This window comes from Faecalibacterium sp. 7 (assembly GCF_049562865.1).
In the GTDB taxonomy this organism is placed as follows: domain Bacteria; phylum Bacillota; class Clostridia; order Oscillospirales; family Ruminococcaceae; genus Faecalibacterium; species Faecalibacterium wellingii.
In genome coordinates this window covers 989,715-1,002,778 of sequence record NZ_CP186911.1, presented here as the reverse complement: position 1 = coordinate 1,002,778, position 13,064 = coordinate 989,715, and the positions used below count along the sequence as shown (strand labels likewise).

Here is a 13,064-nt window from a genome sequence, read left to right as displayed (position 1 = left end):
TCGCCCCCTGCTTTTGTTTCCTGAAATTGTTTCAGGCAGTTAAATTTCTTAATGAAATTTGTTTCTTTTCTGCAAATAGTACGGTTTATTTATTGATTTTGCAAGGCTTTTATGTATAATGGTAAACAGGAGAATTTGCATTTACAAACTGCAAGCCTTCTGCGCAGCGCCCGGCCCGCCGGGAAACGCTGTGCCCTATACAGGACGTATGGATCAAACGAAAGTAGAGGTATAGCGAATATGGCAAAGTTGGATCTTACCAAGTATGGCATTACCGGCACGACTGAGATCGTGTACAACCCCTCCTACGAGCAGCTGTTCGAGGAAGAGACCAAGCCCGGTCTGGAAGGCTACGAAAAGGGCCAGGTCAGCGAGCTGGGTGCTGTGAACGTTATGACCGGCATCTACACCGGCCGTTCTCCCAAGGACAAGTTCATCGTTATGGACGAGAACTCCAAGGACACCGTGTGGTGGACTTCTGACGAGTACAAGAACGACAACCACCCCGCTTCTCAGGAAGCATGGGCTGCTGTGAAGGCTATTGCTCAGAAGGAGCTGTCCAACAAGCGCCTGTACGTGGTGGATGCATTCTGCGGTGCCAACAAGGATACCCGCATGGCCATCCGCTTTGTCATGGAAGTTGCATGGCAGGCACACTTCGTCACCAACATGTTCATCAAGCCCACCGCTGAGGAGCTGGAGAACTTTGAGCCCGATTTCGTTGTCTACAACGCATCCAAGGCCAAGGTTGAGAACTACAAGGAGCTGGGCCTGAACTCTGAGACTGCTGTTGTGTTCAACATCACCAGCAAGGAGCAGGTCATCGTGAACACCTGGTACGGCGGCGAGATGAAGAAGGGCATGTTCTCCATGATGAACTACTTCCTGCCGCTGAAGGGCATGGCTTCCATGCACTGCTCTGCCAACACCGACCTGAACGGCGAGAACACCGCTATCTTCTTCGGTCTGTCCGGCACCGGCAAGACCACCCTGTCCACCGATTCCAAGCGTCTGCTGATCGGCGATGACGAGCACGGCTGGGACGACAACGGCGTGTTCAACTTCGAGGGCGGCTGCTACGCAAAGGTCATCAACCTGGATAAGGACTCCGAGCCCGATATCTACAACGCCATCAAGCGCAACGCTCTGCTGGAGAACGTCACTCTGGATGCTGAGGGCCACATCGATTTCGCTGATAAGAGCGTTACCGAGAACACCCGTGTGTCCTACCCCATCAACCACATCAAGAACATCGTCCGTCCCATTTCTTCTGCACCCGCTGCAAAGAATGTCATCTTCCTGTCTGCTGACGCATTCGGCGTTCTGCCCCCGGTCTCCATCCTGAGCCCCGAGCAGACCCAGTACTACTTCCTGTCCGGCTTCACTGCAAAGCTGGCAGGCACCGAGCGCGGCATCACCGAGCCCACCCCCACCTTCTCTGCATGCTTCGGCCAGGCCTTCCTGGAGCTGCACCCCACCAAGTATGCTGAGGAGCTGGTCAAGAAGATGCAGAAGAGCGGCGCCAAGGCTTATCTGGTCAACACCGGCTGGAACGGCACCGGCAAGCGCATCTCCATCAAGGATACCCGCGGCATCATCGACGCTATCCTGAACGGCGACATCAACAATGTGCCCACCAAGAAGATCCCCTACTTCGACTTCGAGGTTCCCACCGTGCTGAACGGCGTGGACACCGGCATTCTGGATCCTCGCGACACCTACGCTGACGCTTCCCAGTGGGAAGAGAAGGCCAAGGATCTGGCAAGCCGCTTCATCAAGAACTTCAAGAAGTACGAGGGCAACGAGCACGGCAAGGCTCTGGTCTCTGCCGGCCCCCAGCTGTAAGCTGATCTCTGCCTGATACTTATATGTAAGCAGTAAAAAGGACGTGTTCCCGCAAGGGAGCACGTCCTTTTTGTTTTGTAAACCAGAAGGTAAACGTTCCGTCGGTTGTGTTTTCCACATTTCTGTGTTATCCTGTGGAAAAGGATGTGAGCAGAATGGATGCAAAAGAATTTGGTGCATTCCTTGCACAAGTGCGCCGGGAGCGGAACATGACGCAGGACGAACTGGCTCAGCAGCTTCACGTTACGGATAAAGCCGTCAGCCGCTGGGAACGCGGCATCGGGCTGCCAGACATCAACACGCTGGAGCCGCTGGCCGATGTGCTGGGCCTGACCCTCGCTGACCTGATGCACTGTCATGACTCCCGTCAAAAAGATAACACTCCTCCCGTTCCTCTGGAAGATTTTTTCACCATGCTGCGCCGCCAGCACACTGTAGACTGGCATTCTGTGCGTACTGCTCTTCTTGCATTAAGCATTGCACTTGCCCTGTGGGGAATTTTTGCCTGTCCAGGCAGATTAGCTGTGCACTGGCGGACTCTCAGCGATGGTTCGCTTCAGGCCGACGGCTGGATGTCCTCCCTGGTCATTTTTCCATTGTTTGCCGGATTTGAATTTCTATCTCTTGAGCTCTGGAACAATTTTGAGCAAACCGGTTACTACCGGCGCTGGGGTGAGGTGAATCTTTTTATCATTCATGCCATGTCTTTCGGCACGCCGCTTACCCGTCTGATGCGGCTCGTGCTGGATCTTCTGTTCTTTTTCTGTTTTGGATTTCTGCTTCCATGCTGCGAAGCATGGCTGATCCTTTTGAATTAAATGCAGTTTTCCTCTGCGACCTCATCCGTGAAAAGCAAACCGGCAAAGCCCGCAGGCTTTGCCGGTTTGCACTATCTAAAAATATTTTTCCGATATTGATGCCCAGAGCACAGCGGCGGGCATTCCCAATCGTTTTTACTTGGCAGCGTCGAACTCTGCCTCGATCTCTGCCGAGGGTGCCGGGGTAACAAGGCTCACCACAACACAGACCATCAGAGACACCAGGAAGGCAGGCAGCAGCTCGTAGATGCCAAACACGCCGCCCAGCGGGCTGATGATGTACTTCCATACAAAGACCATCAGGCCGCCGGAGAGCATACCGGCCAGAGCGCCCTGCCAGTTGCAGCGCTTCCAGAACAGGGAGCACAGCACCACCGCGCCAAAGGAGCCGCCGAAGCCGGCCCATGCAAAGCTGACGATGCCGAACACGCTGGAGTTGGGGTCGCGGGCCAGCACCACGCCCACCACACTGATGCAGATGATGGTCAGGCGGGCAGCGAACAGGCTCTGCTTCTCGGTCAGCTTCATGTGGCCGAACTCCTGCAGGATGTTCTGGGATACGCTGGAGGCCGCTGCCAACATCTGGCTGTCGGCAGTGGACATGGTAGCGGCAAGGATGCCGGCAAGGATCAGACCTGCCAGAATGGCTGCCAGCACGCCGTGCTGAGCGATCAGGCTGGCCACCCGCACGATCAGGGTCTCGCTGGAAGAACCGCTCAGGAACTCCAGTGCGCCCGCCTTGGTCATGCCCAAGCCCACCATGCCGATGACGATGGAAGCGGTCATGGCAATGACCACCCACACGCTTGCAATGCGGCGGCTGAGCACCAGCTTCTTTTCGTCCTCAATGGCCATGAAGCGCAGCAGGATGTGGGGCATGCCGAAGTAGCCCAGACCCCATGCCAGCGTGGACGCGATGTCCAGCAGACTGTAGGAGGTGGCGGTGTTGTCTGCCGCATTGTGGCTTGCAGCCATAGTCAGGTAGCCGGGCAGGCTGCGGGCGTTGTCCAGAACCACATCCCAGCCGCCTGCCACATTGACGCCATACACCAGCACCGCGATCAGCGCCATGCTCATGACGATGGACTGGATCAGGTCGGTGGTAGACACAGCGCGGAAGCCGCCCATGATGGTGTAACCCACGATGACCACGGCGGACAGGACCATGGCCGCCATGTAATCCACGCCAAACAGGCTGTTGAACAGCTTGCCGCAGGCGGCAAAGCCGGAAGCGGTGTACGGGATGAAGAACACGATGATGATGACCGCGCCCAGCGCGTTGAGCAGGTTGCGCTGGTCATGGAACCGCAGGGAAAGGAACTGCGGCACCGTGATGGCATCCAGATTGGCCGAGTAGCGGCGCAGGCGGCGGGCCACGATGAGCCAGTTGAGCCATGTGCCCACAGCAAGGCCGATGGCCGTCCAGCCCGGCGACGCGATGCCGGTGAGATATGCAAGGCCCGGCATACCCATCAGCAGCCAGCTGGACATATCGCTGGCTTCGGCGCTCATAGCCGTGACCAGCGGGCCCATCGTACGGCCGCCGAGGTAGAAATCGCTGCTGTCCTCGTTGGACTTGCTGTAGACAAAGCCAACCAGCAGCATTCCCACCAGATAGATCACAATGGTGGCAATGATGCAGATATTGATCATTTGATTACCCCTCTCTTTCTTCCCCTCAACGGGAACATATCTTAAATATTACCACAAAAACCTGCATTCCTGCAAGCTTTTCGGGCAATTCAAGGGCACAAACTGCTGTTTTTCCGGTTTTTGAACAGAAAAAGCAGCATTTCTGATGCAAAATCCATCAGAAACACTGCCGGCTTGGGCTTACTCTGTCGGTTGTTCTGGGGCTTCATGGCAGGGATTTGGGTATTCAATGAATATTACCTTTTGAAAAAAGAAGCAAGTGCATCATATCTTTGATAAAATCCCTACCAAAGCTGATACACTTGCTTGCTTTCTATTTTAGTCTACAATGTGTCCAGATTATTCATTTACCGCATCCACATTGCCATTTGCAGCAATGAGCTTTTTATAATAGTAGAAGCTGTCCTTGCGGTAGCGCTTATAGGTGCCGCGGCCCTCGTCGTCCAGATCGACGTACACAAAGCCGTAACGCTTGGACATCTGGCGGGTGGACTCGGAGATCAGGTCAATGCAGCCCCACCAGGTGTAGCCGATCAGGTCTACGCCGTCAATGTTGATGGCATCGCTCATGGCCTTGACGTGTTCCTTGAGGTATTCGATGCGGTAGGGGTCGTGCACCTTGCCGTCCTCGGTCAGGGTATCGCGGGCACCCAGACCGTTCTCCACGATGAACAGCGGTTTGCGGAAGCGGTCGTACAGCTCCACCAGAGAGATACGCAGGCCGATGGGGTCGGTCTGCCAGCCCCACTCGCTGGAGGTCAGGTAAGGGTTCTTCACACCGTTGACCGTGTTGCCGGGGGACATCTCCAGACCGTCGGTCTGGGCCGCCATACAGCTGGTCATGTAGTAGCTGAAGCTCACAAAGTCCACAGTTCCCTCTTTCAGGATCTTGGCGTCCTCGGGCTGCGTCTTAATGTGCAGGCCCTTGCGCTCGATCTCCTTGAGCAGGTAGCGGGGGTACTCGCCGAACACCTGAATGTCTACGTAGCGGTAGATACCGCGCATCCGCTGCTGGGTGGCGAGGTTGTCCTCCGGCTTGCAGGTGTAGGCATAGAAGCACAGGCGGGTCATCATGCAGCCGATCATGGCCCCTGGGCACAGCTCATGGCCCAGCTTGACGGCCAGAGCGCTGGCCACCATCTGGTGATGCATGGCCTGATACACGATCTGGTCAAAGTTCTGGCCCGGGAAGCGGTCCGGATCAGCGCGCCGCTGGTAACGGAGTGGCGCAGCATGGCGTCCACTTCGTTGAAGGTGAGCCAGTATTTGACGTACTTGCCAAAGCGCTCAAAGCAGACGCGGGCGTACTTGATAAAGAGGTCGATCACCTCGCGGGATGCCCAGCCGTTGAAGTCGGTCACAAGGGCCAGCGGCGGGTCATAGTGGCTCAGGGTGACCAGCGGCTCAATGCCGTGGGCCTTGCACTCCTTGAACACATCCTCGTAGAAGGCAATGCCCTCTTCGTTGGGCTTTTCGTCCCGGGGGTCGGTGAAGATGCGGCTCCAGCAGATGGAGGTACGGAACACCTTGTAGCCCATCTCGGCCATCAGGGCGATATCCTCTTTATAATGGTGATAGAAGTCGGTGCCATGGCGCTTGGGGTAGTTGTCCTCGGGGCCGGCCTTGAGGGCAGCTTCCAGATCAGCAGTGCTGTAGGCAAACTGCTTGGTATAGTCCGCCACACCTACGTTGCGGTAAGGCAGGCAGTCCTGAACGGTCATGCCCTTGCCGCCCTCGTTCCAGGCACCCTCACACTGGTTAGCGGCTTCTGCGCCGCCCCAGAGAAAGCCTTCCGGGAAAGTATAACGTGCGTTTTCCATAGCTTTTATCCTTTCTTGATCACGGTCAGCAGTTTGTCACCATGGCGGATACTGCCGCTCTCGGCTGCTGCAAACACATCCAGATAATCATCGCTGTTGGTAACAATGATCGGGGTGGTGGTCTTGTAGCCCTCGGCGCGCACCGCAGCCACATCCACCTCGGCCAGCAGGTCACCAGCCTTCACCTTGTCGCCCTCCTTGACCTTGATGGCAAAGTGCTTGCCCTTAAGGTTTACGGTGTCGATGCCAATGTGGATCAACAGTTCCACGCCGCCATCAGACACAAGGCACACTGCGTGGCCGCCGGTTCCGGTGCCGACGGTGCCATTGAAGGGTGCGTAGAACTTGCCGTCAGTGGGCTCCACAGCCACGCCCTTGCCCAGAGTACCGGCAGCGAACACATTGTCGGGCACCTCACTCAAGGGCAGCAGAGTGCCGTCCGCAGGAGCTGCGGCGGTCTCCGTGATGGACTCCCCTGCGGGGACTTCTGCATGGACAGGTGCGACCGCCTCGGGTGCGTCGCCACCCTCATCAATGCCCATGACCATGACCAGACCGAAGCCCAGAGCAGCGGCAATTGCCATGCCGATGCAGACGAAAGCGAAGCCGTCGCCCACGAAAACGGGCAGAGACAGGATGCAGGAGTTGACGTATGCGGTAGCATGGCCGCCGCCCACAGCGACGAAAGCACCAGCCACACCGCCAGCGATGATATCAGCAATCAGAGCCTTCTTGTACTTGAGCAGGACGCCGTAGATACCAGGCTCGGTGATGCCGATGAAGGAGGAGATGAAGGCAGACATTGCAACGGACTTGTTTTCTTCTTTCTTTGCCTTGACCCAGACGCCCAGGCAGGTGCCGACGATGGCCAGAGTACCCATCGTGTTCACAGGCAGGATGTAGTCATAGCCGTACTGGGTAATGTTCTGCAGGCAGACTGCACCCAGAGACAGATGCATACCGGTAAAGACCAGCAGAGAACGGGTAGCGCCGATGACGGCACCGGCCAGCAGCGGAGAAACGGCGAACATGCCAGTGAACAGCCATGCGATGCCTTTGCTGATGTAGTTTGCGATGGGGCCGGTGACGCCCAGAGCGATGGGGCACATGACCAATGCGGTGAACATGGGCACAAAGACCAGCTTGAGCATCTGTGGAATGATCTTATCGAAGAACTGGTACACGTATTTCAGCACCAGCACGGTCAGGATGATGGGAATGCTGCTGGATGCGTACTTGACAAAGGGGATGGGCAGGCCGAACAGGCTCATCGGGGAAGCGCCCTCGGCCAGACCGGCGGTCATGGTGGGGTACAGCATAAAGCCTGCGCACATCAGAGCCAGCGCCGTGTCCGTCTTGAACCGCTTTGCTGCCGACCATGCAATGAAGAACGGCAGGAAGTAGAACACACAGTCGGCGGCAATTGTCATCATCTTGATGAGGGTGGATGCCGAATCAAAGCCCAGATAGCTGGTCATGATGGTGATGATACCCTTGAGGATGCCGGTACCGGCCATGGCGGGGATCACCGGCAGGATGATAGCCGAAATGGTCTCAAAGATGCCGCCGATGCGCATCTTCTTTTTCTTCTCGGCGGTGGCATCGTCCATGATAAAGCCCACTTTGTTGATGATGGCATTGTAGACAGTGCCCACCTCGTTGCCGATGATGATCTGTAACTGATCGGTGGCGAACTGCACGCCCAGTACACCGTCCAGCTTCTTGATGCGCTCTTCATCCACCACACTGCGGTCTTTCAGGTAGAAGCGCAGACGGGTGACACAGTGGAACATCTCTTTGATATTGTTTTTTCCGCCGACTTCCTTTACGATCCGTTCGGCAAGTTTATCTGCATTCATAACAGTTTCTCCTTACATTTTTCCTGTATGCTGCGGCGCACACGCTCTATATGGATGGTCAGGTACATCTGCTCGGTGCCGGAAACGGCGGTGTGGTACTGCTTTTCCAGATAGCTCACGATCCTCTGCACGCAGGCAAAAGACTGTTCGTATTTCTGGCGCACCATCTCGTAGAGCTGCATGTCCGATTCATCCGAGGTCAGCGAGGTTCCCGCAACGATACGCTGCGCAAAAAATTTGATGTGAGTGACCATACGGAAGTAATCCAACGAATCAGGGTCGAATTCCAGATGAAAATAGTTACGGATAACGCTGCTGACTTCCTGCACGATCTGGGTGATCTGCACGGTCTCATTCATCTGCATGCCCATGCTTGCATTCACAAAATGCAAAGCAATAAAGGCCGCTTCATCCTCCGGCAGATCGACCTTGAACCGCTCGTCCAGATATTTGACTGCATCCTGCCCGGCCCGGAACTCGTCCGGGTAGAGCATCCGCGTTTCCAGCAGCAGACGGTTTCGGATCAGCATATTACTGTGCCACCGCTGAATGGTAAAATAGATGTGGTCGGCCAGCGACAGATACAGGTTATCTGCCAACCCCTTGCCCAGCTGCATCTTTGCCATGGCAATCACCTTTTCGGCTGCTTCGATGTACTCCGCCGGGATGGCCTTTGCCAGCTCTTCGAACCGGCCGGAAAGCTCCGGCACGCTGTTCGTGAAGAGCCGCTCCACCTTAGCGGGGTCCAGCACGTCGCCGCGCTTTTTGCCAAAGGCGATTCCGCAGCCCATGGCAATGACATCTTCGCCGCGTTCATTGACCGCAATGACGATATTGTTGTTCAGAACCTTTGCAATTTTCAACGGTGTTTCCTCCGCCTGCTGCAAGGCAGCGTTCTTACGATTTATCGCATTTTTGCGCAAAAAAGGACAAAAAAATACAGCCAATCCCAAAATAGCAAAACCTGTGCCAAAGTTCACACACGTTCCGTACTTTTGGTATTGCCTGCTTCCAGTAACAATCCGCATCAAGACGGCTGATTCAATTGTCCGTAGCTACGCTTACAAGATATCACAACTTTTGAAAAAGTCAACATCATTTCGACGTTTTCATTCATTTGCACATAGTCAGCGCATATTTTTTGTGCAATTAAGTAAAAAGTTAGTTGCCACATGATCTTCTGCCAATTTGATTTCAGAAAGTAGTGAACGCTATTGCCGTTCTATCGTATGCAACTAACGACAATATCTCCGGCACTTCATATCATGTCAAGTAGGCTGGCACCGTCCGGCCCTCTCTCTTTTTGCCAAAGTTTCCCTCGATTTTTCGGGGTTGCATAACGAAAAAGAGCGTCAAATCTTACGATTTAACGCTCTTTTATGAGTGTACCTCCAGGGACTCGAACCCTGGGCCCACTGATTAAGAGAGCAAGCCGCCGGTTCGTCTCAATTTCTGGAAGTTTCGAGTCATCGTTTATGAGACTACTCCGGCTGTACGCTTCGGGAAAGTTGTTTCAAACCTGTAAACCAGAGAAAAATAAAGAAGTCCTGGTGTGCAGAAAATCCTCTTTCGAGAATCTTGCTTCTGAACGTAGTGTTCTCCGAGTATGAACCATTCGATTCAGGTCAACGGCATCTTTGGTGTTTTCAAGAACAACTCCAAGTTCAAATGTTTCCTTATGGGTCAGAGAAGCCCCTCTCCGGCTTCCTCCAGCTTATGGGCAAATAGCTCCTCCACGCCCAGCTGCTTGGCGAGCGCCTGAACTTCCTTGTATCGTTTCGACGCCTCTTCGTTGTCTCCGCCATGCTTGCAGGCTTCGATGAGATACAACAGGGCCTGCAGCTCGTACAGGCGGCTGTCGCCGCGCTGCGAGTTGTGGCGGCGGCGCTCCAGCAGGGTCTCGAAGGCCTCTTTCTCGGGGACATGGTCTCCCAGCGCGCCATAAGCAAGGCCGATGTTGCTATAAGCGCCGGTGCTGCATCTCTCGGAGATATCGAGGGCCTGCCGGCTCCAGCGCAGCTGCCGTGCGGCCTCCTGCCGGAGATGCTCCGGCTCGTTTTTGCCCCGCACACCGGCGCAGTAGGCCAGATTGATGTAGGTGCGGAAGGTGTCCGAGCTGTGGAACGTGAACCGCTCTTCACGCAGCCTTGCGGCGTACTCATAGCAGGTACGCTGGCGGTCGTCATAGTCACGTTTATCCGTCCGGCCTGCCCACACGCTGTCCTCGCCAAAGGCAAGCGCGTCGGCATGGCAGGTCAGCTCCAGCAGGGCCTCCCGGTCCTCGGGGCTCAGCCCCCGCAGCAGGAGCTCTCCAGCATCGCCGTATGCCCGGCCAAGCGTCTCATAAATTGAGGCTGCGGCACTGGGGTTTTGCTCCAAAGGGCCCAGCTCATTCAGGCATTCCATCGCTTTTATGGCGGCGTCGAACTCCTCCGGCGGCTGCTTCCGGTCCCGGAAGATGAGTGCCCGGTTCTCATACAGCTGCGGCAGCGTCCAGTGCAGGGCGGGCTGCGCCTTTTCCGCGATGATCATGGCGTTGTTCCACTTCGCAGCCTTCTTGAAATCGGCAAGTCGGAAGTACAGGCTCGCGGCGCGGTAGGCCCAGAGCTTCTTCTGCGGGGTGTCGAGCCGGGCGTCCGGGTCGGACTTTCCCAGCACAGCGGAGTAAATATCGGCGGTGCTGCGTCGGTCGGCGGGCGTCTCCTGAAACTCCCACAGTCCGTCCAGAAAATGGGCGTCATCCTCTCCGTCAGCCCCCGGCTCCCGCAGGCTGCACAGCTTGCGGATGAGGGTGTGGGGGACAAGGTACTCGTCTTTCTCGCTGCCCGTGCTGTTCAGGTAGCGCAGATTCACCAGCGCGTGGAAATCCCTGTCGTCCGGCCGCAGGCCGCAGGCGTTGAGGAACAGCTCCCGCGAGATCCCGCTCTCCCCGATGAACATGGCGCGGTGCAGCAGGGTCCGCATCGGCGGGGTCAGCTTCGCCAGCCCGAACAGGGTGGTCAGGTTCTGCAGCACGGTGCCGCTGCGGCTCTCGCCGTCCTTTTCGCTGGGGATGAGCATTTCCAGACTGTTGTCCCGGATGGTTTGGCCCTTGCTCAGGTCCTCGGCGATCTGCCCGGCCGGGATGTGGGTGAACTGCATCAGGGCGGCCACCATGGTGACGGTCATGGTGTGGCGCTCCACCAGCCGGAGGATATCTCGGAGGGTGTCGTCGTCCGAGTCCGGCAGCCCCCGGGAGCCGTCCCGCAGGATGTCCAGCAGCACCTCCTCTTTCAGCGGCTTGACCTCACAGAAGCACCCGCCCGCCGCATGTTCCAGATTCTGCCGCGTGGTCAGCAGCAGGCGGCAGGGCAGGGCGCACAGCTGCTGGTAGAGCTGCTGCTCCAGACTGCCGCTGGCGCCGGTCAGCTCGGCCCAGGACGAGGCCTCATCACGGTCAAAGTTGTCGATGATCAGCAGGTCCAGCTCCGACAGGTTCTCGCACAGCAGCTTTTGCACGTCCCCAATCAGGTCGGGCCCGCCGCGCTCCACCGGCATGGCATGGGCGAAGGTGTCGGTGTACAGCGCCTCCAGCGTGCCGGGAAAGCGGACGAAGTACGTCCGGCTCAGCGGGTGGCGCTGCTGCCATCCGTGGGCGGCGGCGAGGGCCAGTTTGGTCTTGCCCATGCCCGCAAAGCCCCACCGCACATGGGGGTTCCGCTTTTCGTTTTCCAGTTCGTTCAGCAGGTTCTTTACGTCCTCGTCGCGGCCCTTCACCTCGCCATTGCTCAGCGCGCCTGCATTCTGGGCAAGGCTCCATACCGGCGGCGTCAGGCGGCGGCGCCACTCATCCATCTGCCGCGCCATCTCTTCCAGCGTGATGCGTTCTTCGGGGGCTTCCTTTGCGGCAGCGGTCAGCAGCGCGTTCACCTGAGCCAGCAGGGAACCTTCCAGCCCGGAAGGTCTTGCTTGGCTTGCGGTCAGCGTCACATCCCTTTCCAGGAAGCTCAGGTCCCGCTCCAGCCGCAGATTGTTCGCCGCTGTAGGGTCCAGCAGGGCATAGAACAGCCGCCCCACCGCGTAAACGTCGGACGCCGGGGTCGGTGTCCCGCCGTTTTGCAGTTCCGGTGCACGGAAGCCCGGTGTGCTGAACACCTCGCTCTCCGGCCCGGTCTCTTCGTCCCAGCCGCTGCCGAAGTCCAGCAGGGACACGGCCAAGATCGTGCCGTCGGACAGGCTGCCGTCCACAAAGAGATTGCCTGCGCTGATGTCGCCATGGATGCAGCCGCTGCCATCCTCATCGCTGTGGATGCGTTTCAGGTTCGCCAGCAGGGCGCAGAACAGATCCACCGTCTTTGCGAACTGCGGCACAGAATTTCTGCAGCCCGGCCGTCTGTTGCCGAAAGGATGATCCGAACTGCAGGGCTGGGCGGCTTCTTCCAACAGATCTTTCAGCCAGAAGCCCTGCCGTTCGGTAAGGCACTCCATTTCCAGAATGCAGCTGTACGGCGGCGTGCAGGGGTCTTTTCCCGGCAGCTGGATCGACCGTACCGAAAGCTTTCGGTCCACCGGCACCGTGAGCCGGGTGCGCTGGCGGCTCTGCTGCCCGACGCGGATCTCGCGATTGGCCCGCTCGTCAAAAAGCGTCTGCATCTTTTCAATTCTTTTTTTACGCTCCGGATCATTCTCCGGCAAGGCTGCGGCTTCCTCCGGCAGAACAGCCCCGCCCACCCGGACATAACCCTGCCGTGGGAAATGCTCCTTGAGGATGACCGGATACATCTGCCCTTCTTCCTGCGCCTGATAGAGCAGCGCAAAGCCGCCCGACGTGATGTACTTTTGGATCGTGAACCGTCCGTTCTCTGTGCACAGCACTGTTCCATCGGGCAGCGGCTCACGGCGCGTCTCTTGCTGGTCCCACATGAAAAGCCCTCCTCCGTTTGGATATTCTGGCTTTATTATAGCGTATCCTCCAAAATATTCCAAGGCGGTGCCGCGCCCTTTCTGCCCTGCGCCAAATATTTATTCCCGTAGAAGCTGCCGGGCCGCTCTGCTATGCTTTGAAGCAGAAAGCCGCACTTCCGGCGGCT

At 57.1% G+C, this 13,064-nt stretch carries 6 protein-coding genes and 1 pseudogene; 2 read left to right on the top strand and 5 right to left on the bottom strand.

Annotation, left to right across the window (positions count from 1 at the left end; all coding sequences use genetic code 11):
• Positions 1–240 precede the first annotated feature (240 nt).
• A complete protein-coding gene (pckA, locus tag ACKXF7_RS04935; protein ID WP_423742307.1) occupies positions 241–1,845 on the top strand; it encodes a phosphoenolpyruvate carboxykinase (ATP) in 1,605 nt (534 codons plus the stop codon).
• 155 nt (positions 1,846–2,000) lie between these two features.
• Positions 2,001–2,663, top strand: a complete 663-nt coding sequence (locus ACKXF7_RS04930; RefSeq protein ID WP_339395975.1) for a helix-turn-helix domain-containing protein — start codon at positions 2,001–2,003, stop codon at positions 2,661–2,663.
• 135 nt (positions 2,664–2,798) lie between these two features.
• On the opposite strand, the gene ACKXF7_RS04925 is transcribed toward ACKXF7_RS04930, so the two are convergent.
• The 5 genes and pseudogenes from ACKXF7_RS04925 to ACKXF7_RS04905 all read right to left on the bottom strand — a co-directional run bounded on the left by ACKXF7_RS04925 (position 2,799) and on the right by ACKXF7_RS04905 (position 12,897).
• The gene (locus tag ACKXF7_RS04925) at positions 2,799–4,316 is read right to left on the bottom strand and encodes a sodium/proline symporter (RefSeq protein WP_423742306.1); all 1,518 of its coding nucleotides are present in this window, start codon (positions 4,314–4,316) and stop codon (positions 2,799–2,801) included.
• A 339-nt stretch (positions 4,317–4,655) separates the two neighbouring features.
• Positions 4,656–6,136: pseudogene (locus ACKXF7_RS04920) on the bottom strand (family 1 glycosylhydrolase).
• Positions 6,137–6,141: 5 nt separating this feature from the next.
• The gene (locus tag ACKXF7_RS04915) at positions 6,142–7,995 is read right to left on the bottom strand and encodes a glucose PTS transporter subunit IIA (protein WP_348584763.1); all 1,854 of its coding nucleotides are present in this window, start codon (positions 7,993–7,995) and stop codon (positions 6,142–6,144) included.
• Positions 7,992–8,858 (bottom strand): BglG family transcription antiterminator LicT, encoded by an 867-nt coding sequence (licT, locus tag ACKXF7_RS04910; RefSeq protein WP_423742305.1) that lies wholly within the window; start codon positions 8,856–8,858, stop codon positions 7,992–7,994. Before licT ends, ACKXF7_RS04915 begins: the two co-directional genes overlap by 4 nt.
• A gap of 820 nt (positions 8,859–9,678) precedes the next feature.
• On the bottom strand, positions 9,679–12,897 hold the full coding sequence (locus tag ACKXF7_RS04905) for a protein kinase domain-containing protein (RefSeq protein WP_423742304.1): 3,219 nt from the start codon (positions 12,895–12,897) through the stop codon (positions 9,679–9,681).
• Positions 12,898–13,064: the final 167 nt, after the last annotated feature.